Source organism: Arcticibacter sp. (assembly GCF_045629565.1).
Classification (GTDB): domain Bacteria; phylum Bacteroidota; class Bacteroidia; order Sphingobacteriales; family Sphingobacteriaceae; genus Arcticibacter.
In genome coordinates this window covers 26,003-52,872 of sequence record NZ_JAZQRL010000091.1, presented here as the reverse complement: position 1 = coordinate 52,872, position 26,870 = coordinate 26,003, and the positions used below count along the sequence as shown (strand labels likewise).

Annotated in this window: 23 protein-coding genes; 14 read left to right on the top strand and 9 right to left on the bottom strand. The window is 44.6% G+C overall.

From position 1 onward, the window contains the following. Positions 1-15 precede the first annotated feature (15 nt). Positions 16-540, top strand: a complete 525-nt coding sequence (locus tag ACKI5J_RS11065) for a universal stress protein (protein ID WP_407429456.1) — start codon at positions 16-18, stop codon at positions 538-540. A 6-nt stretch (positions 541-546) separates the two neighbouring features. Here the strand turns inward: ACKI5J_RS11065 and ACKI5J_RS11060 are convergent, their stop codons facing one another. From ACKI5J_RS11060 to ACKI5J_RS11050, 3 genes are all read right to left on the bottom strand, one after another. After that, entirely contained in the window at positions 547-1,605 is a 1,059-nt protein-coding gene (locus ACKI5J_RS11060; RefSeq protein ID WP_407429454.1) for a response regulator, read from the bottom strand. A 230-nt stretch (positions 1,606-1,835) separates the two neighbouring features. Beyond that, positions 1,836-2,051 carry a hypothetical protein gene (locus tag ACKI5J_RS11055; protein WP_407429453.1) on the bottom strand — a complete coding sequence of 72 codons (216 nt, stop codon included), beginning with the start codon at positions 2,049-2,051 and terminating at the stop codon, positions 1,836-1,838. A gap of 112 nt (positions 2,052-2,163) precedes the next feature. Further along, positions 2,164-2,598 (bottom strand): Hsp20/alpha crystallin family protein, encoded by a 435-nt coding sequence (locus ACKI5J_RS11050; protein WP_407429451.1) that lies wholly within the window; start codon positions 2,596-2,598, stop codon positions 2,164-2,166. A gap of 151 nt (positions 2,599-2,749) precedes the next feature. Between ACKI5J_RS11050 and ACKI5J_RS11045 the strand changes: the two genes are divergently transcribed. Beyond that, the gene (locus ACKI5J_RS11045; protein ID WP_407429449.1) at positions 2,750-3,430 is read left to right on the top strand and encodes an NADPH-dependent F420 reductase; all 681 of its coding nucleotides are present in this window, start codon (positions 2,750-2,752) and stop codon (positions 3,428-3,430) included. Positions 3,431-3,441: 11 nt separating this feature from the next. On the opposite strand, the gene ACKI5J_RS11040 is transcribed toward ACKI5J_RS11045, so the two are convergent. Together ACKI5J_RS11040 and ACKI5J_RS11035 are read right to left on the bottom strand one after the other, a co-directional pair. Continuing rightward, the gene (locus ACKI5J_RS11040; protein WP_407429447.1) at positions 3,442-3,867 is read right to left on the bottom strand and encodes an SRPBCC family protein; all 426 of its coding nucleotides are present in this window, start codon (positions 3,865-3,867) and stop codon (positions 3,442-3,444) included. Between the two features lie 118 nt (positions 3,868-3,985). Then, complete coding sequence (locus tag ACKI5J_RS11035) at positions 3,986-4,342, bottom strand: nuclear transport factor 2 family protein (protein ID WP_407429445.1); 357 nt, start codon at positions 4,340-4,342, stop codon at positions 3,986-3,988. A gap of 136 nt (positions 4,343-4,478) precedes the next feature. Here ACKI5J_RS11035 and ACKI5J_RS11030 point away from each other — a divergent pair, with 136 nt between their 5' ends. The 4 genes from ACKI5J_RS11030 (at position 4,479) to ACKI5J_RS11015 (ending at position 10,689) form a co-directional block, all read left to right on the top strand. Further along, a complete protein-coding gene (locus ACKI5J_RS11030) occupies positions 4,479-5,075 on the top strand; it encodes a CGNR zinc finger domain-containing protein (RefSeq protein ID WP_407429443.1) in 597 nt (198 codons plus the stop codon). 54 nt (positions 5,076-5,129) lie between these two features. Further along, positions 5,130-6,404 (top strand): MFS transporter, encoded by a 1,275-nt coding sequence (locus tag ACKI5J_RS11025; protein WP_407429441.1) that lies wholly within the window; start codon positions 5,130-5,132, stop codon positions 6,402-6,404. A gap of 177 nt (positions 6,405-6,581) precedes the next feature. Then, positions 6,582-7,739, top strand: a complete 1,158-nt coding sequence (dinB, locus tag ACKI5J_RS11020) for a DNA polymerase IV (protein ID WP_407429439.1) — start codon at positions 6,582-6,584, stop codon at positions 7,737-7,739. A 4-nt stretch (positions 7,740-7,743) separates the two neighbouring features. Then, the gene (locus ACKI5J_RS11015) at positions 7,744-10,689 is read left to right on the top strand and encodes a DNA polymerase III subunit alpha (protein WP_407429437.1); all 2,946 of its coding nucleotides are present in this window, start codon (positions 7,744-7,746) and stop codon (positions 10,687-10,689) included. A gap of 132 nt (positions 10,690-10,821) precedes the next feature. Here ACKI5J_RS11015 and ACKI5J_RS11010 read toward each other — a convergent pair whose 3' ends face one another. The 4 genes from ACKI5J_RS11010 to ACKI5J_RS10995 form a co-directional block, all read right to left on the bottom strand. Further along, the gene (locus ACKI5J_RS11010; RefSeq protein WP_407429435.1) at positions 10,822-12,972 is read right to left on the bottom strand and encodes a hypothetical protein; all 2,151 of its coding nucleotides are present in this window, start codon (positions 12,970-12,972) and stop codon (positions 10,822-10,824) included. Positions 12,973-12,994: 22 nt separating this feature from the next. After that, positions 12,995-14,923: a RagB/SusD family nutrient uptake outer membrane protein gene (locus ACKI5J_RS11005; RefSeq protein WP_407429433.1), complete on the bottom strand. Its 1,929-nt coding sequence runs from the start codon at positions 14,921-14,923 to the stop codon at positions 12,995-12,997. Positions 14,924-14,956: 33 nt separating this feature from the next. Beyond that, positions 14,957-18,178 (bottom strand): SusC/RagA family TonB-linked outer membrane protein, encoded by a 3,222-nt coding sequence (locus ACKI5J_RS11000; RefSeq protein WP_407429432.1) that lies wholly within the window; start codon positions 18,176-18,178, stop codon positions 14,957-14,959. 503 nt (positions 18,179-18,681) lie between these two features. Beyond that, on the bottom strand, positions 18,682-19,488 hold the full coding sequence (locus ACKI5J_RS10995; protein WP_407429430.1) for a DUF1080 domain-containing protein: 807 nt from the start codon (positions 19,486-19,488) through the stop codon (positions 18,682-18,684). A gap of 441 nt (positions 19,489-19,929) precedes the next feature. Between ACKI5J_RS10995 and ACKI5J_RS10990 the strand changes: the two genes are divergently transcribed. The 8 genes from ACKI5J_RS10990 (at position 19,930) to pelA (ending at position 26,865) form a co-directional block, all read left to right on the top strand. After that, positions 19,930-20,154: a CDGSH iron-sulfur domain-containing protein gene (locus tag ACKI5J_RS10990; RefSeq protein WP_407429428.1), complete on the top strand. Its 225-nt coding sequence runs from the start codon at positions 19,930-19,932 to the stop codon at positions 20,152-20,154. Positions 20,155-20,540: 386 nt separating this feature from the next. Continuing rightward, the gene (locus ACKI5J_RS10985) at positions 20,541-21,554 is read left to right on the top strand and encodes an SDR family NAD(P)-dependent oxidoreductase (protein WP_407429426.1); all 1,014 of its coding nucleotides are present in this window, start codon (positions 20,541-20,543) and stop codon (positions 21,552-21,554) included. 112 nt (positions 21,555-21,666) lie between these two features. Continuing rightward, the gene (locus tag ACKI5J_RS10980; RefSeq protein ID WP_407429424.1) at positions 21,667-22,503 is read left to right on the top strand and encodes a helix-turn-helix domain-containing protein; all 837 of its coding nucleotides are present in this window, start codon (positions 21,667-21,669) and stop codon (positions 22,501-22,503) included. Between the two features lie 121 nt (positions 22,504-22,624). Further along, positions 22,625-23,080, top strand: a complete 456-nt coding sequence (locus ACKI5J_RS10975) for an SRPBCC family protein (protein ID WP_407429422.1) — start codon at positions 22,625-22,627, stop codon at positions 23,078-23,080. Between the two features lie 132 nt (positions 23,081-23,212). Next, complete coding sequence (locus ACKI5J_RS10970) at positions 23,213-23,566, top strand: hypothetical protein (RefSeq protein ID WP_407429420.1); 354 nt, start codon at positions 23,213-23,215, stop codon at positions 23,564-23,566. A 357-nt stretch (positions 23,567-23,923) separates the two neighbouring features. Further along, complete coding sequence (locus tag ACKI5J_RS10965) at positions 23,924-24,379, top strand: cold-shock protein (RefSeq protein ID WP_407429418.1); 456 nt, start codon at positions 23,924-23,926, stop codon at positions 24,377-24,379. 132 nt (positions 24,380-24,511) lie between these two features. Next, positions 24,512-25,804: a nucleoside hydrolase-like domain-containing protein gene (locus ACKI5J_RS10960; RefSeq protein ID WP_407429416.1), complete on the top strand. Its 1,293-nt coding sequence runs from the start codon at positions 24,512-24,514 to the stop codon at positions 25,802-25,804. Between the two features lie 23 nt (positions 25,805-25,827). Beyond that, complete coding sequence (gene pelA, locus ACKI5J_RS10955; protein ID WP_407429414.1) at positions 25,828-26,865, top strand: pectate lyase; 1,038 nt, start codon at positions 25,828-25,830, stop codon at positions 26,863-26,865. Positions 26,866-26,870: the final 5 nt, after the last annotated feature.

Sequence of the window (26,870 nt, the reverse complement as noted above, 5' to 3'; positions counted from 1 at the left end):
AACAAAACAACAGCCATGAAAACAATATTAGTATTAACCGATCTATCGAAAGAAGCAGGGTACGCCGCCCATTATGCGATGAACATCGCTACCAAAGTAGAAGCCAAATTACACCTCTATCATCCCTTTACTTTAAAACGAGAGAAATCGTTAAAGTACCCGTGGAAACTAGAAGAATACTTGGATGTAGAAAAAGATAGAAAATCAAAATTGATGGCATTAGCAGAGCAACTTAGAGAACACACTCGTGACACTGAATTCAAACCTCCTATAACGGTTACCTGCCGGGAGGATCAAAACGACTTTGCGCAGAATGTACGAGAATTGATTCGAGAGGAAGACATCCTGATGATTCTAATCAGTTCCGATTGCGAAGAATTGATCAACAGCTTATCTTTTAATTTACACGGAAGTTCCAGAATGGGCAAGACCTCTTGTCCTGTACTTTTTGTTCCGCCTTCAGCTATAAGAAGGCATGCCAGTACACCAACTTTAGTTACAGGCGGCGAAATAAAGCGTCCTGTTCCCTTGGTTTCCTGATCTGTTTTAATATTGCAGATGACGCAGCTTTTTCTCGTTCAAAACGCGGATGCTACCGTCTTCTGCAATATCTATCAGGTTTTCCATACGGAATTCTTTTAATGTTCGTATGGTAGATTCAGGTGCAGATCCTATCATATTGGAGAGATCTTCACGGGATAGGTGCACAGCAGGTTTTCCATTCTTTTCGTCTTGAAATTTGTCTATAATATCGATTATCCCCTTTGCCACTTTCTTCCTGAGCGAGCTATAAGCAAGATTTAGAAGCTGCTCTTCTTTCTCTATTACATTATGAGCAAGGAGTTTTATAAAGCGGCGGGCTATTTGCCTGTCGGTATTGATTAATCGGATAAAGTCTGCCTTAGGAATAAGTATCAGGTCGGCGTCCTCAAGCACCTCGACACTTTCTACATAAGGAACGTCATCAAAGATGGCCTTATAGCCAAAGATATCGCCGCTGGTATACATGTTCGTAATCAGCTCCTTTCCATCCTCATTGATCAGGAACTTTTTTAGTTTTCCCTCAACTACAAAATAGACAAACATGGGAGTCTCCCCCTCGTTATAAAGTATATGACGCTTCTTGAAGTGATGAACATCCCGGCTGGTAATCAGGTCAATATTTTCGGCCTGATTAATGTTCTCAAGGAAGTCCACAAACGGCGTTTGGTCTGAAGCCGTCCGTCCTTTCAGAAAATCAGACTTCCTCAGCCTTACTTCGATGGTATTTAGGAGATCCTTTTCATCAAATGGTTTTAAAAGATAATCGTCAGCTCCCATACCCATACCTTTGCGTACATCCGCTTCATCAAGCCTGCCTGTAAGAAAAATGAAGGGGGTGGAAAAAGTTTCGGGATGGCGACTAAGAATATGTAAAACACTATAACCGTCAAGGTTGGGCATCACCACATCGCACAAAATAAGGTCAGGCCTTTCCTTAAGGGCCTTCTCTACACCTTCCTTACCATTTGAGGCTCTGATTACCTGATAACCTGAAAGCTGCAGAATCTCCGAGAGATTCTCACTTAATTCATCATCATCTTCGATCAACAGGATTTTTCTCATGAGCTACTAGATTTGCAAATGGGTTAGAGCAGATCTTAACGGTAACTCAAACATTTGCTTCAACCTTACTCATAACAAATACGAGCCAATAGGGTTTTCCGGGGCAACGATTTGATAATAGATAGTTGGATCGGGAATGCTGGGTTTAAGATAAAAAAAGCGGCTCTTTGCCCACCACTTGTGGGTTGAGTCGCTTAAATCAGAAGTAGACAGTTATTAAAGAAGCGGGATCAGTTTGGATATTCGATTCTCCAGGTGTATCCTGCGCTACTTTTGGCTCTTTGAGCAACTAAAACCACATCTTTCTCGTCTACTGTGAAGTGGTTGAATACCGCTGGTATATTTGTTCTGCCAGGATCAGGAAGCCCTTCTTCAAATAACTTGACTGCTTCTTCTATGCTTCTTGCACCATTTTTACTTTCCATGTTCTTTATTGTCAAAGTCAATCAATTTTTTTAAAAAGGAATCGCCCGGCCATCCGGGGGAAATTCGGAATACACTTGTGAGGGCATGTAACTTTAAACACCAAGGTGCCGAAGCGACTCCTATATCATCATATTAGTGGACAGCAATAGATTTTCTTTCGGGCTCTGTCGTATATGATTTTTCTAGCTTCAGACGAAGCATGCCCTTATCGTATTTGGCCTTTATTTTTTCTTCACTAACATTGTCGGGCAGACTGAACGAACGGGTGAAGGCTTCTGATGAAAATTCTTTGCGGATGTAACCGTCCTTTTCATCCTGCTCTTCTTTTTTGTGTTCAGCGGTAATGGTTATGATGTTGTTGGCAACATACAATTTAAAGTCTTCCTTTTCAAAACCAGGTGCCGCTACTTCAATCTCAAAGCTTTTTTTATTTTCTTTGATATTAACAGCCGGAACTTGTATTTCTCGGTTAAACAAAGGTCCGTCAAAAAAGCTGTCACTAGCTCCAAAATTTTCGAATAGTCTTCTCAAAGAAGGAATTCGTGTTGATTTGATTAATTTTTCCATAACCTTAATTTTTTATTGTACCACAAATTTCCAGTCTTTTCTGCTCAGATCACGCTGATAGAAATCAGATGGTTGACTGATTGTTGTCAGGGGGAACGGAATATGGAAAACAAAGTCATGATTAATTCCTTATCAACTAAAAGTCAACAACATGAGGATAGGAATAATTGGATCAGGGAACATTGGAAAAGCATTGGCGCGATATCTCGTCAATCTGGGTCATGAGGTGATGATTGCAAACTCAAGGGGACCTGAAACCTTGGGCGCAATTGCGTCAGAAACGGGCGCTACCCCGGCAACAGCTGAAGAAGCCGCAGGTGCCAAAGATCTTGTCATCATCTCTATTCCGGAGAAGGCAATTATGGACCTTCCAAAAGGTTTGTTTTCTTCATCTAAGGCGGTCATTGTCGATACGGGTAATTATTATCCTTCACGCGACGGTAGAATCGCTGACATTGATGATGGAGTAAGGGATAGCGAATGGGTAGCTCAGGTAATTGGTCACCCTGTAGTCAAAGCTTTTAACAACATTTATGCAGCTAGTCTGGCATCTAAGGCTGCTCCTGCTGATAGCCCTAACCGTATCGCTTTATCTGTCGCCGGTGACGACGATCACGACAAACAGATGGTCATGGAGCTCATTGATCAGATAGGCTTTGACGCCATCGACGGCGGACCACTATCTGAGTCATGGAGACAACAACCGGGTACCCCTGCATATTGTCAGGACCTTGGCAAGGAAGCATTGGCCTCAGCTTTGCAGAAAGCAGAGCTCAGTGAGCGGGCTGCCAACCTTGCCCAGGCGGATGAACAGGCACGCCCCTATTTCTAGGAACAGGAGCATCACTCCTCCGCCAGCTCTTTAATCAACTGCAAGGCAGAGGCAGTCGCGGCATCCATTTCTCCGAAGTATTCTTCCGGCATTTCTGAGCTAACTGATAAGGTAGTAACGCCATCTTCCTCATTCAGTAAATATTGCTCACGCATGTTCCCGAGGCTGCGCCCCTCTTTCCCACCCTCCAATTCAAATAGATGGCGGAAAATTATTTCGCGGTTCTTCGTCACCGATTCAACATCACTTTCCATCCCGTTATTTTCGGGATCCAGGAATTGTATTCTACCACCTGGCTTGAGATCTCCGGCATAATGTGAGCCTGGCATAAAAGCCGTTGCCCACTTCTTATAACTGTCGTTGTTCCATAGTATCTGCCAAACTTTTTCAGCAGACGCCTGAATTTCAATACTTTTGTTAATGGTTTGTTTTTTCATAGCACTGACGCTTAAATCTTTTGTCTTGAACTACTAATAGAAGGATCAAGCCTTTTAATAGTTTTTAGCTTGACAAAGCTACCGAAGTGTGGAATGATTTCTGATGCAGCTGAAATGATCAGTCGCTTTCGATACTATAGAAAGCGCTCAATTCGTCAACCAAACCAGCCTGATTAAAATACAACACTTCAATCGCCTTTTTACCTAAAACGGATTTATAAAACAGAGCTACCGAGTTCACTCCTTCGGTAATACAAATTAACTCAAAATGCAAATCGGGAAACTTATTGAGTGCTGTACTCCAATATTCCCTTAACGACTCCTTTCCATGTAAGGTATTTTCCCGTCTTCCCGTTGCAATCTTGATCATTGGTGTGGTGACCTGAACGTCGTCCGAAAAGTGTGACAAAACCGCCTCAATATTATGATCGTTCCATGACTTCAACCAATGTTGTGCAAATTCTTTTGTATTCATTTTTTATGAACTATTCAATTCCACTCTTCGGCTAGCAACATGTGTATAAATATACCCATTTATACCATCTAAACAACCTACATGGGTATGATTATCATATATTTGCTCAATGACAAAAATCTCAAGCGTCGGAACAATGACGTTAGACGTGGGCAATCCATCCATTGACCTAGTTAATTCGGGTTATGGGGCTGTGCCCGGAGAACCTGTCGAGCGGCTTCACAGCTATCTGGATCTGGTGACGCTGGCTGGTCGGCACGGCATCGTAGCCCAGGAAACATGGACAACGCTGACCGAGAAAGCCCGTAAGAACCCGACAGCCGCAGAGAATGCCTTGGGGGAAGTAAAAGCGGCACGAGCAGCATTGTATATTATCTTCTCTACATTGGCAAAGGGCGAAGCAGGAAGCATGAATCAGGATGCACTCGATACGTTCAACAACTTTTTGTCAGACGCTCTCTCTTACAGAAAACTTTCAGTTAAGGAACACATCCCGGTGCGTGATTGGAAAAATCAAGAAGGGGATTTACGCCAGATCCTGCGTTTTTACATCCTGTCTGCCTATGAAGTAATTACGGCATCCAAACACATGTTTATAAAACAGTGCAACGGTTGTGCATGGTTGTTTCTGGATGAAACTAAAAACCACCGGCGTAAGTGGTGTAATATGCAGATCTGCGGATCCAGTGAAAAAGCAAAACGGTACTACAGGAAACGCAAACAGATCGTATAACATCAGGTCTGTTGGCGATCAGGTTAAAACCACTTGGAATTTAAACACCTATCTATGAAACACATTACCCCCACACCCTTTACCAATTATCAGAAACTCGTGATTTTCTTATTGGCTATGACGCAGTTCACAGTCATACTTGACTTTATGATTATGTCGCCACTAGGTGATATGCTGATGAAATCACTAAGCTTAACTCCCACGAAGTTCGGCGTGTCGGTATCAGCTTATGCCTTTAGCGCAGGCATATCGGGACTTCTGACAGCCGGCTTTGCTGATAAGTATGATCGCAAAAAATTGTTGCTTTTCTTTTACACCGGATTTATCGTAGGTACCGTTGCCTGCGGATTAGCGAATAGCTACACTTTTTTGCTGGCTGCGCGTATTGTTACAGGCTTGTTTGGCGGCGTCATCGGCTCTATATCTATGGCCATAGTTACAGATCTTTTTTCCTTACAGCAACGTGGCCGGGTAATGGGATTTTTGCAAATGGGTTTTGGAGCCAGTCAGGTTTTAGGTATACCCATTAGTATTTGGTTAGCCAACCATTGGGGTTGGGAAGCACCATTCTTGTCGACGGCTGCGCTGGCTGCCTTTATCGCGATAATTATCAAACTTAAAATGATGCCCGTGGCAGATCATCTGGCTTTGCAGCACGAACGTTCTGTGCTGGCTCATCTTGTTGCCACTGTCGCTAAGCGTGACTATAGAATCGGCTTCACTGCAACTGCTCTATTGTCTATTGGCGGCTTTATGATGATGCCTTTTAGTAGTGCATTTGCCGTTAATAACCTGGGCGTGTCACACACACAGTTGCCGGTGCTCTTCATGGTATCAGGGATTTGTTCATTAATCATCATGCCGATAATTGGTAAGCTAAGTGATCGCATGAGCAAGTTTAAACTGTTTGCCTTCGCCTCCGGGTGGATGATGATCGTATGCGTGTTGTACACCAATCAATCGATGATTCCGTTTGGCTTGGTTATACTGTTCAACGTTGTTATGATGATGGGTATCATGGGCCGGATGGTTCCCTCAATAGCGTTAACGAGTGCAATACCGGACACGGCAGACAGGGGTGCGTTTATGAGTATCAATGCATCATTACAGCAAATAGCGGGCGGGGTTGCAGCAGTAATTGCGGGGATGATCGTATATCAGGAAACCCCAGCCAGCCCACTGCAGCACTATAACGTTGTAGGCTACGTCATTGTGGCCGTGTCGGTGGTCAGTATAGCGCTGATGTATCGGGTGAGCAATATGATAAGCAGGCGAAGATCTGTAACTCCTGATATAAAAGACGATGCACTAAAGCCAGCTACATCGTAGCCCTATTGAGATCATATTCAGTATCTGAAAACGCCAGGAAAGAACCAATCATTATCATAATATGATTGTTGCGGTATCCCCGCAAGGATCATTAAATCCATTCGCCTTAATTTTAAAATAAGTTACCCAATATGCTAAAATTATTAGCATATCTTTGCATCTTAAAATCCTGATATTATGCAAGCGGAACGACAAATCATTCATATGGACCAGGATGCATTCTTTGTATCTGTGGAGGTAAGGAAGGATCCACGGCTGGCAGGAAAACCTGTGATTATCGGGGGAACCTCGGACCGAGGTGTCGTATCTTCCTGCAGCTACGAAGCCCGCAAGTTTGGTGTTCACTCTGCTATGTCATCCAGAATGGCGAAGATGCTTTGCCCTCATGCGGAATTCATTCGTGGGAATATGGATGAGTATTCTAAAGCGTCGCATGAGATAACGGAGCTTCTCAAAGAACGGGTTCCTCTCATAGAAAAGGCTTCCATTGACGAGCATTATATCGACATGACCGGGATGGACCGCTTTCACAATACCCTGGTCTACGCGCATGAGCTTCGACAAAAGGTGATCAAAGAAACGGGACTGCCTATTTCCTTCGGCCTGTCGGTCAATAAGACCGTCTCTAAGATGTGTACCAACGAGTGCAAGCCGAATGGTGAGCTCAATATTCAGCAGCCGGAGGTACGAAATTTCCTAGACCCGCTGTCTATCAGGAAAATTCCGGGACTCGGCGAGAAGACTTTCCTGAAGCTTAGCGACATGGGGGTGAAAAAAATATATACGCTTGCTCAGATGCATCCGGATCAAATGAATACCGTGCTGGGCAAAAGCGGACTTGTCCTGCTTCAAAAAGCGAGGGGAATTGATTTATCGCCGGTAATCCCTTTTCATGAGCAAAAGAGCATCGGAACGCAAAGTACATTTAAAGCTGACTCCATTGATATTGAATCAATCAACAATCTCCTGACTGCGATGGTGATGGGCATCGCCTATGAATTGAGGCAGAAAAAAAAGCTGGCTGCCTGTATTACGGTGACTGTACGTTATTCGAACTTCGAGGACGTAACTAAGCAGGCTTCTATTCCTTATACATCACTCGACAGCGTACTGATCCGCAAGGCCAGGGAGCTCTTCAGGCAAGTCTACCAGAAGCGGATGCTGATCCGTCTGGTAGGAGTCAGACTCTCCAACCTCGTGAGCGGCTATGAACAGATTGGTCTTTACACGGATTCTCAGGAACAGTACAGCCTGTGCCAGGCCATGGATAAGATCCGCCGGCGGTTCGGAGAAAAGTCTATTGCCCTTGCATCTACCATAGACATCAAACTTTAATCCGGTGTATTTAAACGTTCACTCCTGGTATAGCCTCCGCTATGGCACTATGTCAATGGATAAACTCATCGCAGAGGCCTCTTCTCGCGGGGTCACGCGTATGGTATTGACTGACATTAATAACTCAACGGGTGTGATGGAATTCATCCGGAAGTGCAGAAAGTTTGAAACGATCACGCCTGTTTGTGGCATTGAGTTCAGGAGGGACAAGAAGCTGCTCTATATCGGCATCGCACGTAACAGAGAAGGAATGAGGGAGCTGAATGATTTTCTGACGGAACATAACCTGGAAAAGAAAGTATTGCCAGACCATCCTCCTCTCTTCAGACATGCATTTGTCGTATATCCTTTGGGTTATGAACATACGTTAAGAACAAATGAGTTTTTGGGAATCCGTGCAGACGAACTGCATCTTCTTTACAATAGAGACATTAATGATATCAAAGACAGCCTACTGGTTCTGCAACCAGTCTTTGTATCAGACCGCATTGAATTCCGTCTGCACGAATATCTGAGGGCCATTGATCTGAATACGGTTCTCAGTAAAGTGCGGCCGGAAGATAAATGCAGAGACACGGACATGTTCCTAATGCCCGGTGAACTGGAGGCTAAGTTTTCTAAATACCCGTTCATCCTGGATAATACGCGAAGGCTTCTGGACCAGTGTCATATGGATTATCCGGAAGGAAAAATAAAGCGCAACAGAAAGACTTTTACAGGCAACCAAAGTGACGACCGGGCTTTGCTGCAAAAGCTTGCCATGGAAGGAATGCTCTACCGCTATGGAAAAAACAACAAGGAAGCTCAGCGGAGACTGAAGCATGAACTGAAGGTAATCAATGACATGAATTTTTGTTCTTACTTTTTGATTACCTGGGACATCATTCGCTATTCGATGTCGAGAGGATACTATCATGTAGGCCGGGGCTCGGGCGCTAATAGTGTCGTTGCCTATTGCCTGCGTATTACGGATGTCGACCCTATTGAACTGGACCTTTACTTCGAGCGTTTTCTAAACGAACAGTGCTCTTCGGCTCCCGACTTCGATCTTGATTTTTCATGGGATGAGCGGGAGGATGTGCAGGATTATATCTTCAAGCGGTACGGCAGTGCGCATACCGCTCTGCTGGGAACCATGACGACATTCCGCGACCGCTCAGTCATTCGTGAGATCGGAAAGGTGATGGGTCTGCCGAAGACGGAGATTGACGGCTTCACCGACCGTTCAAAAGAATCTCTGAACCGTGACAACGAAACGTTCCGGAAAATTGTAGCGATCCATAGCCTGATGAGCGATATGCCCAATCAGCGGAGTATTCACGCAGGAGGTGTTTTGATTTCGGAAGAGCCCATCTCCTACTATACCGCTCTGGATCTTCCGCCGAAGGGAATGCCCGTGGTACAATGGGACATGTACGAGGCAGAGGAGATCGGTTATGATAAATATGATATCCTTAGTCAGCGCGGTATCGGCCATATCAAGCAGGCGGTGAACCTGATCGAGGAGAACCAAAAGCGGAAGATCGACATCCATAAGGTTAAAGATTTCATGAGTGATCCCCTGCTGAACGAAAGGCTGAAACGAGGAGATACAATAGGCTGTTTTTATATCGAGTCACCAGCCATGAGGCAGCTACTGAACAAGCTTCGTTGTGACAGCTACCCCGTACTGGTCGCCGCCAGCTCCATTATCCGTCCGGGAGTAGCATCATCGGGCATGATGTCGACGTATATCCGGTATCATAGCCGTCCGGAAGAAGTCACTTACCTTCATCCGGTCCTGGCGGAGAAGCTTGGGGAAACTTATGGGGTGATGGTGTATCAGGAAGATGTAATTAAGGTTTGCATCCACTTCGCAGGAATGGATGGTTCCGATGCGGATGTTCTCCGTCGTGGCATGAGCGGGAAATACCGCTCGCGGGTGGAGTTTGATCGGTTGATAGACCGCTTTTTCGAGGGTTCGCGAAAACTGGGAAGAGCGGAGGAGACCATCAAAGAGGTGTGGCGACAGGTGAGCAGTTTTGCCGGTTACAGCTTCAGCAAGGCACATTCGGCAAGCTTCGCTGTGGAGAGCTACCAAAGCCTCTTTCTCAAAACTTATTATCCTTTGGAGTTTATGGTGGCGGTGCTAAACAATTATGGAGGGTTTTACACCCGCTGGCTGTATGTCCATGAGCTTCAAAAGACGGGTGCAAAGGTGCATTTGCCCTGCGTGAACGAAAGCGACGATGTCGTGAACGTGAAAGGTTCTGAGTGCTGGCTGGGACTTTTCGGCATACAGGGTCTGGAGAATGGGCTTGTCGATCTTATTCCCGAAGAAAGAAAGCGCAACGGCCCTTTTCTTGGCTTGGAAGACTTTCTAAAGCGCACAGGTATTAAACTAGATCAGGCCATTATTCTGATAAGGGTTGGTGCGTTTCGTTTCACAAGAAAAAACAAGAAGGAACTGCTTTGGGACGTTCATGCCTTGCTCTCCACGAAGGTTAAACCTATAAATGGCACTGAGCTTTTTCAAGTGGACGTGAAGCATTATCAGCTTCCTGGACTTTCCACTACTCAGCTCGAAGATGCCTATCACGAACTTGAACTTCTCGGTTATCCCCTATCTCTGTCGATGTTCGACTTGCTCAAAACGTCTTTCCGGGGAAATGTAATGGCCAGACAGATGATTGCACTTGTCGGCACTGTTGTGCGGATGGTGGGCCTGTATGTTTGCGAAAAGACGGTGTATACGAAGACCAACAAAAAAATGTGGTTCGGCACCTTTTTGGATGTGAAGGGTGATTTCTTTGATACCGTACATTTCCCCGGTTCAACGCCATCCTATCCGTTTCGTGGAGCTGGTTGCTACTTGATTGAAGGTAAAATTGTGGAAGATTTTGGGTATGCGGGACTGGAGGTGATGAGATTTGCCAAGTTGGAGATCAAGGGAAACCCGGTTATGGAGTAACCACCATAAGGCAAGCTTATGATGGTATAAAAAAACCCGAAGCCCTCTCCGCTTGGGGAGCTGACTTCAGGTTGGAAATGTTTAAAAGTTAATTCCCCCATTCATCTTTCACAGGGAGATATCTCTGGGAACTTACCTCCAGCGAGGGTCTCCAATTCCTTTTGTATAAATAGGATGATTTAGCACCTCTGGGGTATTCTTGTAACGCAAACCGTCCAGGTTATAAATGTGCGCGTCCGTTGCCCAGTTGGCTTCAACCTTTTTACCTTTCGGATAAGGATCGACCATCAGGTTCTCCGGAGCAATTGGCGTTGGGCCCGTTATCACTTTAGTGGCCTCTAAACCTCCCTTATTGAGGGCACCTCCGTTAAATCCGGCTCCCCTGCCAGTATGGCTAAACGGCTGATTGTTAAATATCTCTGCGGACGTAAAGTAGGTAACCGCATTGTTTGCCGATTTTGCTGAAGTGGAGTAGTTATCAGCGACGTCGAAACTTACTCCTGAACGGTAGGTTCTGAAATCCATTCCGCTCTGGGAGAATGCCCGGTCGTCACCAGCTGCTTTGACAGAAATGAATAGGTTTTTCCTGACAACGTATTTACTGTTAGCCGGCGGATTCTGATGTTGTATCAGGAAGCGACCATTCGAGACAGAAAACGCGTTTAGGAAGGTATTATTTTCAATCGTTACATTCCAGACCACACTTGGGGCCCAGGCAAGATTCGCGGTTTCACGAATGAGCTGGTCATACGACACGCCGACGAATGAGTTGTTTTTAATAACAACGTTATTGAAAATATTGGTTTTTTCAGAAACTGCTGCTCCGGTGATCAATGGATATCCACGTCCATTAGTATCATACATACCCGCATCATGGAACAGACAATTTTCCACCGTGATGTTTTCGATGACCTGACGATTTGTACCCTGTGTTCTGAACCAGGAGCGCACCATTCCCTGGAAATTACAGTTACGGGCTTCCAGCCTCGAGCAGGTGAACGGCATAGATGCGGAGCTCTGATTAATAAAATAGTTTCCGTTAATGGATTTACCCGGATATAGAGATTGGTTGAAGAAATTAACCGCAAGTGGCAACTCAACGCTAAGATCATCAAATATGACATCCCCCACGGTGATACTTCCAATTTCACCAGCTTGCGCATTACGTCCAAGTTGGAAGTTAAAAGCAAGTGACGCATTATTAAGATCATTATACCCAAGTCCCATATAAAGAGTAGCCTTTGTACCCGGAGCATTTGATTTTAAAATCAGGCCTTTGGCTAAAACGACATTATTGCCTAGATAATATTTCTTGCCGGCTTCCAGCATGAATATCGTGCCCTCGGCAAGCGTATTATCAAATAAATAGTTGTTTAATATCGTATCGAGGCGTGAGGCGTTATTCTGCTGAGCCCAGGTATTGGCCTGGTCTACGATATGGGGGATCAGAATCGGCTCGCCTACCTGGCCTTTCATACGAACCATACTGGTGTTATAAAGCCGGTCCCAGTAGCGAACTACCTTATTGTTAAGCCCATTGACAACATATAAGGCATTTGAAACTAAACCTGTAACATCAACATAGCCATTTGTTATATCGGTGGCGCTCAGCTTGATCCTCTGAGTAGGCAAATCCCGATTTACTGATGCGGGCTGCACCAGTATTTCGTCCATGAGAAATTGCATATTTTCATGTTGAAAGCTAGGGTTTAGCACGGCAGGCTCAGAACTGTACACTTTCAGATCAAAATAAACACGCATGCTATTTTCAGTCACCCCGGCAACGGATACCACATCGGGAATACCGAGTCGTTCCCCTGTATCAAATTCAGCGCGATCGTCATTATGAGCGCCGTCTCCCATCCCGTACCATTTCGAATGATAAGCCTCTCCCAGCGGAGACAGGGTTTGGATGATAAAATTATGCCTGGTTGAATACTGCAAATCTTCCTTCGTGATTTTGAGGACTTCAGGTCCTACGATGGTATCCCAAAGAATATCACCGGGAATATCCCAGGAGCCGGCTTGAGTTTTCATCTTGATGTGGTAGCCCGCAGCCCCATCAATGCCGTTCCATGTCAGGAAAATATCGTTTGTATTGACAACCTGGCTGGCTAGCGGATCGCCGCTTTTACCGGTATTCGCCTGTATGCGGAATACAGCCATAAACGATCTGTTTTCTTCCTCGTCGGTGAGTTGAAGTTCCGGTTTCTTGCAACCATTGAGAACAAAAACCAGCATGCTTGCCAGGAGAATATTCTGTATTAATATCTTAAGTTTCATATCAATTTTCTTTAATACGACATTAATTGTAGCCATAGTGGTTCTTATAAGTTCCATTGCTCATCTGAATGGCTTGGTTAGGGAAAGGCAGGATATAACGCACGGGCGGCAGATTATTAGGATCTAAGCTTTCCCAGTTTGCCGAAGGTCCACCCTTAACAAAGCCTCGGAACGAATAAGATATTTGGCTTTTCGGCATTGAAGTATTAACATCGTACCAATCATAATAAGTTGCGGTCAGCCAGCCGGAACCCGGATTTAGTACTGCTTCCCATTCGTTATAAAATTCGATAATGGGAAGGGTTGTATTCGGATAGATATTTTTATCACCTGGATTTGGAATACGCATATAAAACTTATTAACAGGCAGGTTCTGATATTTTTCAGCACCTTCAATAAAGTCCCCTCCGGCCATCAAAGCCACAATCAGGTATTCCTTAAAGCTATCGTATACTACTTTCGAATAAAGGTTCCAGCGAACTAAATCCTTCCAGCGGATGTTTTCGCCGCCGAATTCCCATTTCCTTTCTTCCGTTATGGCTTTAAAAAAAGACTCTTTAGTGGCGGCAACGGTGTTGGTGTAGGCTGTAACCTTATCCGCTTGGTCTGCAGCAGTAAATGCCCGTTTTCGTACCTGCTTAAACGCCTCGATTGCCTTTGCTCCATTTGCCCCGCTTACACCTTCCTCCACCTCATTCACGGCCTCCGCATACATGAGTAGAATATCGGCATACCGCATATAAGGCAAATTAATCCCTGTGCTACCGGTACTTTGATTTCCTAAAGCTTTTGATTGGTCGGCCCATAGTTTAGACCATTTGTTATTGTACATGGTATAGTCAACAAGTACCTGTGGTTGAGCGGAAGCATCGTAATTCCACTTACCAACGGTATATTTTTGTCTGACATCACTGCGATCGAAAGAGTAATGGTAAAAAGCGTTTAGCCTCATACCACCATTTGCCGCTCCCCATACGTGGTTTGTCAGATCATTAAGCGAACCAACAGCAGCTCCGGTAACAAAGCCCACATTGCCGCTTGAGTTTCTTAAAAAAGGAATTTCAAATATCGGATCGTCATTATTGGTCACAATGTTGTTGGTTTGATCAATAAATACGTCCCGGAATGACTTATTGAGAGTATGTTTCTCGGATGATATAGCCGAATCGGCATACTGCATCGCGATACGATAGTAATCTTTGTAGTCAGGCATGCGTTTCATGGATCCTTTAGCACCATCCGGATACAAGGCGTAGCCGCCGCGGGTTAAAGCCATCCGCGCGATCATACCGTAACAAAACTCTTTAGAAGCCCGCTCCACGCCTTCTGTTAATTCAGCAGCGAATTTCATTCCGGAAGCTGCCTCTTTCAAGTCATTAATGAGGAAGCTGAGAATTTCATTCCGGTCCGTTACAGGAATCACAAACGCCGATTTAAGATTCATACTAGGCTCGGTGTTGAAAGGGACATCACCAAACATCACTACCAGATCATGATAGAACATAGCTCTTAAGACTTTTGCTTCACCAAGCTGCTGCGTAAGGTCCCTATCGCTCTCGCTGAACACCGGGCTACCCTGAATTCCATTGATGAAAATATTTGCACGTTCAATGCCTTCATATTGCTTATTCCAGAATCTTAAGATGGTGGGAGCATGTGGAGCGCCGTCAAAAGCCTTGAAGTCTTCCCCGCTTACATTCGGTAATTCACCTGCGAAAGGCGTAAATTCCACATCGTTATTTAAAGCGAAAGTATTGAAGTAGGCATTACCGTAACTGTCATTACTCATTAAGGAAGCATAGACGGCTGTTAATACCCTGTTAATCTCCTCCTTGTTTCCGAAAACATAATCCCCCTCATATTTGGAATCAGAGTTTACCTGCAGAAAATCTTTTTTACAGGAGGCAAGGCCTATCAGTATGGTACTGAGAATCATTATGTATTTTCTCATATCTATAAATTTTTCTATACTGTAATAGTTAGATTATAAAGTAATATTTAAACCTGCCAGAAAATTGCGGCTTCGTGGATAACGATTATAGTCGATGCCTGGCGTGAGTCCGGTCTGAACATCAACCTCCGGATCGTATCCCGAGTATTTTGTCCATATAAACAGGTTGTAACCGCTGACAAATACGCGCAGACTTCCTACCTTGAGGCGTTTTAAAGCACTCTGAGGTAAGGTATAACCCACAGTCAGGTCTTGTAACCGCAGGAACGAACCATCTTCAATAAAATACGAGTGCGTTACTTTCTTACTGATATCTACCGGATTAAAAATGGTAGCTTTCCCATTGACTTCGCGATATTGATCCACGTAGAGCGCGTTGCTCAGCATCCGGTCACCGTAGACATCATCTGCGTAACGCCAACGGTTGCTTGCGTTAAATTCCGGAAGTATATTAAAATAATTATTGGCATTATTCTCGAAAGAGGACAGTGTATAACGCGTAGCGTTGTTTACATCGAATCCGTACATCCCGAAGAAGTTCGCGGAGATATCGAAATTACGCCATCCGCCTGCCAGGTTAAACCCACCGCTGAACTTAGGATTGGTATTTCCGATAACTACTTTGTCCAGGTCGTTTACCACATTGGTCTCCCCTTCACCATCCACGAAATTTTTAAACTTTGGCCTTCCTGGCTGCGTGCCAAAAAGCGCATCGTTATTCACTGTTCCCGGTTTAGCTACGAAGTTGAAGCCTTGCTGATCGAACTCATCAAATCCGTAAATCCCATCATACACAAAGCCATAAATCAGGCCGAGCTGATCGCCCACTTTCAACATATAGTCAGCTTCAGATGACTTCCATCCACTGGAAGGCGTCATCCAAAGAACATCTTCCCTGCCATTAAGCCTGTCGATACGGGTCTTGCCTGCTCCAAAGGTGAGTGTTGCATTTAAGTAGGCGCCCTGCTTTCTGATCAGCTGCGTATTAACAGTCAGGTCGAATCCCCCGTTAGTCACCTGACCGATATTCTGCATTTGCTGCGTATATCCTGTCGTAGTAGGGATGTTGCTCAAATAGAGTAAGTCAGTGGTGGTGTTCCAATATGCCTCAGGTGTAATGGTCACGCGCTCATTAAACATCCCAATATCGAAAGCCAGGTTGCGGGTAAGTGTCGTTTCCCATCTGATATCAGGATTAGGCATCGTTCCACCACCGGTATTGCCGTAATATTCGTATCCGGTTTCACTGCTTTCTCCCCATCCTGGTCCTCCTGTTCCATTAATTTGGTACTGGTACCGCCACATATCGTCCTCAATCCGGTTATTTCCAGATTTGCCTATCGAAGCGCGCACCTTTAGTTCTGAAAACAGCTCCTGATCAGCCATAAATTCTTCCTTCGATAGCACCCAGGCGCCTGCGATCGCAGGGAAATGTCCCCACTGCTTGCCCGGAGCAAATTTGGTAGATCCGTCGGCGCGGTAAGTAAGCGAAAGAAGATACTTCAGGCCATAATTGTAGTTGACCTGAGCAAAGACCGAGGATAATCTTTCAGGCGAGGTTATAAACGACGAAGCTTTCCAGGGTGTTCCCAGGTTCAGATTCCGTATAGCTCTTTCAGGCTCTACTGCCTTCGGAAAATAACGCGAGCTGTTTGTGTTGGTAAACTGCGCTGAACTTTGAATCTCCTGCCCTAACAGGAACCTGTAATTGTGGTCATCCTTTGATGTGCTGTACTCCAGGGTATTGGTCCATCCGTACCTGTTTCGCCTTTGACTTTGCAGTTCGGCTATAGGTAAACGGTTATTATTAATGGCATCTGAAGTTAAATCGCCCCAAAAACGATCTCTATAATGAAAGGCCATATACTGTGAGCCCAGCGTACGGAAAGTAAGGCCCTTCAGAATGTTCCAGTCGATCGAAGCCTGATTGGTGAACTCATAGTTATTTGCTTTCAGGTAATTCTGATCAATATCTCCTTTGGGATTATTGTATTCAAACAAACGTTCTTCATCGGGATCAATATCCTCCGCCGGCACATGTGAAAATTCACGGATGCCATTCGTGGGGCGGTAACGCAGCACCCCGATAATCCCGCCGCTTCCGACGTTGCCGGCACCCGCACCGCTGTTCTGACGGTATGTAAAACGGGGATTAATCAGCAACTTCACATTCTTGGAGAGGTCCGCACTGAACTTCGTATTCACGTTGGTTCGCTTAACCCCCGACCCGATCAGTACCCCCTGCTCGTCGTGGTGAGTAATACTGGTATTAAACCGCAGGGTCTGCGATCCTCCGTTCAGGGTTAGGTTATACATATGACTCATGGGCGATCCTCCTAAAATCTCATCCTGCCAGTCATTACCTTCAAAACGCTTATACAAGTCGAAATCCAGGGGATTACCAAAGTTTCCCCGGAACCTCTGACGTCTCGTATTATCGCTTACAGCCGACTCATATTGAATTTTCACAAATTCATAGGGGCTCATCAAATCGATTTTTCGGGCAAGGGTTCTAACCTGGCTATTGTGGTTAAAATTAAGGCTTAACTTACCGGAGCTGGCGCGTTTAGTAGTTACCACTACAACGCCATTTCCACCGCGCGCACCATAAATCGCAGTCATGGATGCATCTTTAAGAATATCAATGCTCAGAATATCTGTTGGCGGAATATCATTGATGTTATCAACCGGAAACCCGTCAACGATAAATAAAGGAGCGTTACTTTGTGTTACTGAAGTACCTCCGCGGATACGGATGTTCACCTCCGAACCAGGCGCACCATCGGAGCTGGTCACCTGTACACCAGCTGCTTTACCCTGCAGGGCTTCGGCTGCTGAAGAAACCGGAACACGTGCCAGGGTAGCTCCGGATACGGTGGAGACAGAGCCGGTAAGTTCACTCCTTTTAATAGGTGAGCCATAACCAGCAGCCACAACGGTAACTTCATCCAGCGCCTTAGCGTCTTCTGCCAGCGAGATAGTTACCGGCCCGTTTCCTTTTACCGAAACGATCTGATGAATAAATCCTATCATTCTGATCTCCAGCTCGACGTTTCCAGTCGATGTGGTGCGGATGGAGAACTTTCCATTGTTGTCTGTTTTGGTTCCCCCACTGGATCCCCGGACCAGGACGGACGCACCTGGCAATGCCTCTTGCGTGCTTTTTTCGATTACCGTCCCGGTAATGTGCCGTTCCTGAGCAAGCAAGCTGAGAGAAGCCCACAGCAAGATTGGGAGAAGTAGCAGTCTTTTCATAATTTAAGTAATTAAAGTTTGTAATTGTTAGTTGTTTCTTAACTCTTAGCCTGGTTGTTACGCTTGATAACATGGCAGCTTAATACCGGCAAGACGGAACTGGCCCCTAACTATAGACCCCTAAGGTTAGGCATGACCCGTTCAACCCATTTTTGATATAGGCAAACGTATTGTTCCGGAAAAAAGCGGCGGAGAACGATTAAGATCTGCTAATCGTCGGAAGCACCATGATGAAGGCCGGGTGATGAATTGATAAGGATTCTCGTAAAGTTTTAGTCATAAATGTTTAGTTAAAAGGTTAATAATGGTTTATAAAACTAGGTACAGTAATCGTGAGTAAGGTCTAATATTTGGTAAAAAAGGTAGAAAAACTGTTTTTTCCTGGCATACGTTCTTAACCTTGGTTGGCCAGTTTTAAGCCCGCAACCTTCGCCGGGCGGTTATCCGTAAATGGGTAATTGGAAAGAAAAAGCGAAATAAAGGCAAATCCCTAAATGGTTAGTCTATTTAATTTTTCCTCTGAGGTCCATCAGCTTGATGTTACGGAATTCTACTGGCTGCCCTTCACTTTGCAAGGCAATAAAGCCCTCTTTAAGTAACTTCCCGTCCTGCTTCACTAAGGGATCGAACCTGTTGACAACTCCCCCTCCTATTTGCGGCTTTGAATACTGCAGGACTGTATCTCCGTTGATGAGATGAGTAACCAAAGAGTCGCCCAGTACGATAAGTTCCGCCTTTACCCATTGATCACCATCATAGGTATCAGATGTCGAATTGATACAATGATCTTCGGCCAGTTCACCCTTATACACGACCTTCGTGCCGGGTGAACACATATTACCGGTGGGGCGGGGCTTTCCGTCACCTAAACCACCAAGAAATTGCATTTCTATTGAAATCGGCCAGTCCTGCTCTTTGGGCATGGTACGGGGATCTTGTGAATGGAACATAACACCGCTGTTGCGGAGCGTATAATCCGGAGCGCCTTTATGCAGTTCCCCAGTAAACCGATACTCCAGTACCAAATGATAATATGAAAATGGCACCTTGTAGTACAAATGCCCAAACTGATTATTGAAATCTCCGTATTGATCATACCGGACTTTAATTACCCCGTCTTCGGCGCGGAAAGTATTGCCGAAATTCTCACCCGGTTCATGATGGTGAATTTTGACGAACCAATCGTTCAGATCTTTACCGTTAAACAACGATATCCATGGTTCTTTCCTTATTGCCTCCGGTTTCGTCGCCTTGCAGCCACTGATAACGATTACAAAAAAGAAAATAAGATTGATGTAAAAATGCTTCATATGATTTGGCTAGTCTTGCAGTCAGCAATATATACCAATTTAATTAAACTTACAACCATCCTTAATGCATCTGGTGACGTTACGTCTGCTCCCTTTTCCGGCAGTCTTGCTCAACTTGTTCCATGTTTCGCCTATACTGTATTTCAACAGCTTTCTTACTTGTTCACGACTTTATAATGATACCTCGAAGCAGTGCAGTTACGGTAAATCGTGACAGATGCGTCTCACACCTAGTCGCCTGTGCTCTTTTTGTACCAGGGTTTCTTTGATTTACCTCGTCGTCTCTGGCTACTATACCCGGAGCATTTACAGAGATTTCGACATACCATAAAGATCGAAACATGAGCCGCGGCTTAAAAGGCCTACAGAACGGTTCTAAATAAGAATCAGATTGCACAGGATACCATCAATGTCCTACTTTTGGGCTTAAAAAAACCTCAAATGGCAAAAACAAGACTTACCATCAACAATAACGGATCAGTGAAAATAGAAGGCGATTTTGAAATTGTCGATAGAAATGGCAATGAGTATGGTCTTCAGGGACGTACCGTTTTAAGTATTTGCAGATGCGGCATGTCTAAAAACAAACCATTTTGCGACGGTGCTCACAATGGTCATTTCGAACATGAAGCCATAGCATTTGATCTTCCTCCAAAAAAGGTTTAGAGCCTTTTAGATCAGACCTCATTATTTTTAAGCCGCTTCACCTGGAAGAAAAACAGGATCGGGCATAACCAATCTGTTGTCCTTCAACGCCACAGCTGTATCCCCGATCCTGTAAGGAAAGGAATTTCCTAAATAATGGAAGATATTTATTTTTCCGGCCGGGGCATTCAATTCCATCTGATGATCAATCGTTTGTTTTATTCCTATCTACAGCATCTGATTCCGGTGGTTAATACACTCTTCCCCCCGCGAAAGCTTTGGACTAACTGATAAGCAAACCCATTACCGCCATTGACATGCTGAACAAAATAAATTGACATTCCAAACAAAACGCACCCTTTCAGATCGACCTAGATTTGTTCTATATCATTTAAATTACGTCACAAATGAAAAAGAACAATTATCAGGGCGCACTGCAACATCCGGTAGGATCGACATTTAACGCCAAATCAACAGCAACCGAAGTCATCAGTGGAATAGACTTAAGCGGAAAAATTGCCATCGTAACAGGGGGCAATACAGGGATCGGTCTGGAAACTTCCCGGGTACTGGCAGCTGCAGGAGCAACTGTTATTGTACCGGCAAGGGATATTGAAAAAGCGAGAAAAAATCTCGAAGGTACTCCACGGGTGGAAATAGAGGCAATGGATTTGGCCAGCCCGGGTAGCATTGATGCGTTTGCTATAAAATTCCTTAGTTCAGACAGGCCTCTGCATCTGCTGGTCAACAACGCAGGTATTATGTGGGTCCCGCTAAAAAGAGATAGCCGCGGGATCGAATCGCAACTGGCAACCAATTATCTGGGTCAATATCAGCTGGTAGCCAGGCTGTGGCCAGCGCTTAAAAAAGCTGATGGCGCAAGGGTTGTTAATGTGTCTTCTGCAGGTCATCATATGGCGGCTTTCAGCTTTGATGACCCTCATTTCGAACATACGGAATACCAGACTTTAGTTGGCTATGGCCGTTCAAAAACTGCCAGTAATCTATTCACTGTTGAACTTGATAATCGCGCCAAAGACTTCAATGTAAGGGCGTACTCCTTGCATCCTGGTGAAATAGCCGGTACGGAGTTGGCAAGATATGCTGATATTGAATTCTTTAAACAGTTAGGATTCGTGGATGAGCGCGGAAATATTCGCCCGGAAATCCTGGCAAACTTAAAGACCATCCCACAGGGTGCCGCAACCACGGTTTGGTGTGCAACCAGCCCGCTGCTTAATCATATTGGAGGAGTATATTGTGAGGATGCTGAGGTATCAAAACTGGCCTGCGGAAATACCGGTCAGAGTAATGGTCTGGAAACAAGAGGTGTGCAGGCATACTCGTTAAACGAAAGCGACGCCCGAAGACTTTGGGATTTCAGCGAAGAGTTGACCGGCATTGCCTTCGACGTTGTTTAAATAATCGTCTCATTTTCCGCTCCTGAAGCGATGGAATCAAAGCCGACAACGCTGAATCCCGCTTTTCAGCAGACTTCAACAGATACCGTTTAAAATCAATATTTTTATACCTATGAAGCATATAAGCAGGTACTTGACAAAAGAAATCAAGCTCTCCTCCTATGAGGATAAGCTTTTTAAATCAGACCTGATGTTCCAAGACCACATGCTCGTTTGGTTTATCTCAGGCGAGACGAAAATCAATCAATGGAACAAATCCTTCCATTTCAAGGCAGGAGATATTTTTCTTATTCCAAGAAACCAGCTGGCAACGGTGATCAACTATCCCAAAGATGGGCTTCCACATAAATCAGTGGTCATGCATCTATCCGTTGAGCGCCTGAGAGAGTTCTACGAAAAGATAAATATGGAGAAATCTCCGGGACACGATCAAAAGATATTCAGCTTCAGCAATCACCCGTTATTAGAAAGTTGCATGGCTTCGTTGATACCCTACTTCGACGTGGAAGGTCATTTTCCTGATCAACTGGCATCTTTGAAAATAACAGAAGCAATAAGTATCCTGCGTATGATCGATCCGGCGGTCGATCGTGTGCTGGCAAATTTCGATAGGCCAGGCAAAATTGACCTGGTCAGTTTTATGCAACGAAATTTCATGTTTAACATGTCATTGGAGAAACTAGGCTACTTAACCGGACGAAGCTTGTCCACGTTCAACCGGGACTTTAAAAAGCTGTTCCATACAACACCTCAAAAATGGTTAACGGATAAAAGACTTGAACTCGCTTATTACCATTTGTCCGAAAACGGAAAAAAACCCACAGAAATATACCTGGAAGCTGGATTCGAAGACCTTTCACATTTCTCTTTCACCTTCAAAAAGAAATATGGGGTTTCCCCAAAATCAGTTATAGGTAAGTCCAAAAGAACTGCCATCGCAAGCTCGTAATCGGTGGCACCGCCTGATTCTATCGTGATAACTTGCCATAGGGCAAGCTCCAAGCGATAGGTTTTAATGATCTTTGGTATGTCATACAGATGGCGCCAAGAGTTGAAATCAATTTACACCTATGGATAACTTTTCAACAAGTCTTATCTTTCAAGAGAAAGAGGACAAAATTTATGATGGGCTAACTACTTATATCAGTGCGTGGTGGACCGATATGTTCGAGGGCTCTGCGAATATGGAAGGTCAAACTTTCACTATTCGTTTCGGACCTCAGGTTTTCAAAACCATACGGGTTGAGGAACTGATCAAGAACAAAAAAGTGGCGTGGCGGGTTGTGGATGCACTCATAGACCTTCCTGAGCTGGGTAATAAAAAGGAATGGGTAAACACCAGGATCATCTGGGAGTTATCTACCCACTCAAATGGCACTGCATTGAGAGTGACGCATATTGGCCTGACTCCAGAGGCTGAGTGTTACGAATTATGTTCGAGCGGATGGAAAAGCTTTCTATACAGCTTCAACAAATTCATAAATACAGGCGTGGGGACACCATTTACATTAGCGGAGGCCGACTAAGCCAGTCGATCGTAATGTCCAAAGGATGACTGCTTTCCGGGGAACATGGGTTCTCTACAACAAGATGTGATAACGGATGATTTGATTCTGTAAAAAAATATTTACATTTAGTTAACCCAAATAAACCGATATATGAAAAGAAAAATCTCGATCATTACGCTGCTCGTAAGCTGCTTAACCATTTGTCTCGCTGCATCTGCTGACCTTAACGGAAAGTGGAAAGGTATTCTGAAATTCGGCGACATGGAACTTCCCTTAACTTACACATTTCAGGTTGACGGTGAAAGTCTAACCGGTGTCGTGACTAGCGACCAGGGTGATCTACCCATCTCCGACGGAAAAATAAAAGGGAGCGATTTCACCTTTTCATTAGACATCGGCGGAAATGTAATGCCTCAAACAGGCAAATTCTATGGTGATTCAACGATTATTACTTCCGAGTTTAACGGTCAGAAAACACACCTCAAACTGACCCGTGCACAGTAACAAACTTTACAGTGCCTGACACCATTGCCATGGCACTGTAAAATTCAGTCAATCACGCGGTTAAGACTTTAGGGAGAATCCTCAGGCTAACGCTTAATCAGGCCATTCGAGCCAGGCATAACGCTTCAGAAATCAACATTTTGATTATTGTCTTTTCGCTTTTAATATCTCAAAACGGCAGTCTGTTTCTATTAAATACGGTTGTAACAGATTTATTAAATAATATAGTGATACTTTTGCAGAATAATGTCCGACGACCTTTTTCACCGTTCAGACCTAAAAACATTTTTTGCAAAACATTTTTACCATCTGAACTTTATTAATATATAAAGCTCGATGTCACACTTTAATTAGAATATGGGTAGATCAACAGAAACATTTAGTAAAAAAGAACGAGAGAAGAAAAAACTCAAGAAGCAGCAGGAAAAGAGAGAAAAGTCCGATGACCGGAAGTCGAACGCTGTTAAAGGCCAGAGTTTAGATGACATGATGGCCTATGTTGACGCTAACGGCAATATCACATCCACGCCACAGGATCCGCGCATGAGAAAAGAGGTGCTGGCAGAAAACATACAAATCAATATTCCTAAACAGGAAGAGATTGAAATGGATATCGTCAGAACCGGTACCGTCGCTTTTTTTAATGAATCAAAGGGATTTGGTTTCATAAAGGACTCTCAGACGCAGGAAAGTATTTTCGTTCATATGAGTGCTGTTACTGAACATATCCAGGAAAACGATAAAGTTACCTTTGAGGTGGAGCAAGGTCCCAAAGGCCCAACCGCGACAAAGGTCAAAAAAGCAGTTAAATAATTGCTGGTTCGCCAATACGCAATCACTTTAACTACAGGGTTCATACGTAAAAGCACCTCTTTTCTTTAGGTGCTTTTTACGTTTCGATCCTGAAGCGCCAATAACAAACCTCCCTTTACTTTTAAACTAACCATGTATAAACATATCCTGATTCTGCTTTTGTGCATGCCTATTACCGAACTCGTGGCACAGCAAAGAGTACCAGTTAAACCCCGGGTTTTGATCAGCACAGATATCGGGGGAACCGATCCTGATGATAATCAGTCAATGACACATCTGCTGATGTACAGCGACAAATTTGACATAGAAGGTCTTGTATCGTCGCCTTCTTACGGAAACGGAAGTAAGGAAGAAATCTTCCGCATGATTGATCTTTACGAGAAAGACCTACCTAAATTGAAAAAGCGTCAAAAAGATTTGCTGTCGCCTGACTTTTTAAGGTCGGTGACCAAACAAGGCGTTCGCGGCAATGCCCCTTACAGGGGTTACCGCACGGCAACGGAAGGATCAAACTGGATCATCAAATGCGCGAAGGAATCAACTGACCAGCCCCTTTGGATATTAGGCTGGGGTGGCCTTGAAGATGTGGCACAGGCACTACATGATGCGCCGGAAATTCAAGACAAAATCCGCGTTTACTGGATTGGAGGGCCCAATAAGAAGTGGAGTGCCAATAGTTACGCATATATAGCCGAAAATTTTCCGGACCTCTGGTTTATAGAAGTAAATTCTTCCTATTATGGATTCTTTTCGAAAAATGAAGCACTGGATAGTATTAAACCGACTGATTATTATAACAAACACATTCTGGGTGCCGGCCATTTAGGCAAGGACTTTAAAAATTATTACAACGGAGAGGTGAAGATGGGAGATACACCATCACTCTTATACCTGATGGATGGAAATCCCGAAAATCCCGGCCGTGAAAGCTGGGGCGGCAGCTTTGAAAATTTCAGTCGAAGCTCCCGGGTATTGCTTAGTAGAGTAACTACTATGACAGACACCGTTTCTTTTTGCACGCTGATCGAATTTAACTTGAAAGGGCCTGAGTTAAATATACCCAAAGACAGTATTTGTTTCTGGATGGAGACTGCTTACGGGAATGCAGTGCAGAAGTGGCCGGGATATTACCTGGGTAATGGCCTGTATGGTATTAAATATGTTCCTAAGCAAGCGGAAATATTGAGTTATCGGTTTACTTCCAGTTATCCGGATTTTAACTTTGGGGAAGGAAAAATAGTTGTCATTAACGTTTGGCCTGGAAAAGCAAATTCCACAGATTATAAGTTGGGTAAAAACTGGTATACAGATAAAGGAGCACCAGATCTTTACGACGGGAAAATCCAGGGCGGAAAAACCGTATCCATGTGGACGCAAAATATATTGTCAGATTGGGCTGAACGCTGGAGCTGGCTCAAAAAATAGTATTAGATAGCTAAATCAATTATATGAAACTTTTTAAACATGTATCAGGTATCACCTTCTCGGGAGTTCTTTGCCTGTTCATCTTCCAGGCAAATGCACAAGATCTCCAGGCAGACAATATGTTACTCTTCCAGCGGAAATCCGGCGGTTGGTCCAAGCAATATCATGGTAAGGCTTTTAGTTACAACGTTCAGTTTTCTGATTCGTTAAAAGCGGATATAGCGGTCGAAGCTAGCCATGACGATGCGAACATTGATAACAATTCCACAACGAAAGAAATCGCTTATCTGGTAAAGTCATACCATAAATTTAATAACCCCAAATATCTTGCAGCCGCAGAAAACGGTATTCGCTTCCTGCTGAAGGCGCAGTACAAAAACGGAGGATGGCCCCAGTATTACCCTGATCATAGCGGCTACAGGGGCCAGATTACGTTCAACGATAATGCAATGGTAAACGTACTTGTTCTGTTGCAAGATGTCGCTCTGCGCAGAAATGGAATGGAAGCTGTAAATTCCGCTTTGGTGGCGCCGACTGCTGACGCAGTCCAACGTGGCCTTGACTGTATTCTAAAAACTCAAATCCGGGTAGAGGGACAACTGACTGGCTGGTGTCAGCAATATGACCGGGTCACGTTGCAGCCGACGAAGGCGCGGGCTTATGAGCTACCTTCTATCAGCGGGTCTGAAAGCGTGTCTATCGTTAAAATTCTGATGAGCCAGCCCTCTCCTACCAGAGAAATGAAAGATGCCATACATGGTGCAGTGAACTGGCTGAAGAAGGTTAAAATTACCGACTACAAGGTCGTCACTGTTTCCGCACCCGGCACTCCAGGAGGTATCGACAGGAAAGTGGTTGCCGACCCATCCGCGCCGGGTATGTGGGCCAGGTATTACGAGATTGGTACCAACAAGCCTTTCTTTTGCGACAGAGACGGCATTAAGAAGTACTCCATCGCAGAGATCGGATATGAGCGTCGCGTGGGCTATGCCTGGTTTGGAAAATGGGCCGCCGAGTTATTGGAACGACATTATCCCGCCTGGGTTACAGACAAGGGATAAGCGTT

What these genes read in the sequence shown, in the direction of transcription:
- ACKI5J_RS11035 (WP_407429445.1), bottom strand. Translation starts at nt 4,342, where the DNA reads ATGAATACAAAAGAATTTGCACAACATTGGTTGAAGTCATGGAACGAT.
- ACKI5J_RS11030 (WP_407429443.1), top strand. Translation starts at nt 4,479, where the DNA reads ATGACGTTAGACGTGGGCAATCCATCCATTGACCTAGTTAATTCGGGT.
- ACKI5J_RS11065 (WP_407429456.1), top strand. Translation starts at nt 16, where the DNA reads ATGAAAACAATATTAGTATTAACCGATCTATCGAAAGAAGCAGGGTAC.
- ACKI5J_RS10990 (WP_407429428.1), top strand. Translation starts at nt 19,930, where the DNA reads ATGGCAAAAACAAGACTTACCATCAACAATAACGGATCAGTGAAAATA.
- ACKI5J_RS11040 (WP_407429447.1), bottom strand. Translation starts at nt 3,867, where the DNA reads ATGAAAAAACAAACCATTAACAAAAGTATTGAAATTCAGGCGTCTGCT.
- ACKI5J_RS10985 (WP_407429426.1), top strand. Translation starts at nt 20,541, where the DNA reads ATGAAAAAGAACAATTATCAGGGCGCACTGCAACATCCGGTAGGATCG.
- dinB (WP_407429439.1), top strand. Translation starts at nt 6,582, where the DNA reads ATGCAAGCGGAACGACAAATCATTCATATGGACCAGGATGCATTCTTT.
- ACKI5J_RS10960 (WP_407429416.1), top strand. Translation starts at nt 24,512, where the DNA reads ATGTATAAACATATCCTGATTCTGCTTTTGTGCATGCCTATTACCGAA.
- ACKI5J_RS10965 (WP_407429418.1), top strand. Translation starts at nt 23,924, where the DNA reads ATGGGTAGATCAACAGAAACATTTAGTAAAAAAGAACGAGAGAAGAAA.
- ACKI5J_RS11000 (WP_407429432.1), bottom strand. Translation starts at nt 18,178, where the DNA reads ATGAAAAGACTGCTACTTCTCCCAATCTTGCTGTGGGCTTCTCTCAGC.
- ACKI5J_RS10970 (WP_407429420.1), top strand. Translation starts at nt 23,213, where the DNA reads ATGAAAAGAAAAATCTCGATCATTACGCTGCTCGTAAGCTGCTTAACC.
- ACKI5J_RS11010 (WP_407429435.1), bottom strand. Translation starts at nt 12,972, where the DNA reads ATGAAACTTAAGATATTAATACAGAATATTCTCCTGGCAAGCATGCTG.
- ACKI5J_RS11045 (WP_407429449.1), top strand. Translation starts at nt 2,750, where the DNA reads ATGAGGATAGGAATAATTGGATCAGGGAACATTGGAAAAGCATTGGCG.
- ACKI5J_RS10980 (WP_407429424.1), top strand. Translation starts at nt 21,667, where the DNA reads ATGAAGCATATAAGCAGGTACTTGACAAAAGAAATCAAGCTCTCCTCC.
- ACKI5J_RS11025 (WP_407429441.1), top strand. Translation starts at nt 5,130, where the DNA reads ATGAAACACATTACCCCCACACCCTTTACCAATTATCAGAAACTCGTG.
- ACKI5J_RS10995 (WP_407429430.1), bottom strand. Translation starts at nt 19,488, where the DNA reads ATGAAGCATTTTTACATCAATCTTATTTTCTTTTTTGTAATCGTTATC.
- ACKI5J_RS11060 (WP_407429454.1), bottom strand. Translation starts at nt 1,605, where the DNA reads ATGAGAAAAATCCTGTTGATCGAAGATGATGATGAATTAAGTGAGAAT.
- ACKI5J_RS11005 (WP_407429433.1), bottom strand. Translation starts at nt 14,923, where the DNA reads ATGAGAAAATACATAATGATTCTCAGTACCATACTGATAGGCCTTGCC.
- ACKI5J_RS11050 (WP_407429451.1), bottom strand. Translation starts at nt 2,598, where the DNA reads ATGGAAAAATTAATCAAATCAACACGAATTCCTTCTTTGAGAAGACTA.
- ACKI5J_RS10975 (WP_407429422.1), top strand. Translation starts at nt 22,625, where the DNA reads ATGGATAACTTTTCAACAAGTCTTATCTTTCAAGAGAAAGAGGACAAA.
- pelA (WP_407429414.1), top strand. Translation starts at nt 25,828, where the DNA reads ATGAAACTTTTTAAACATGTATCAGGTATCACCTTCTCGGGAGTTCTT.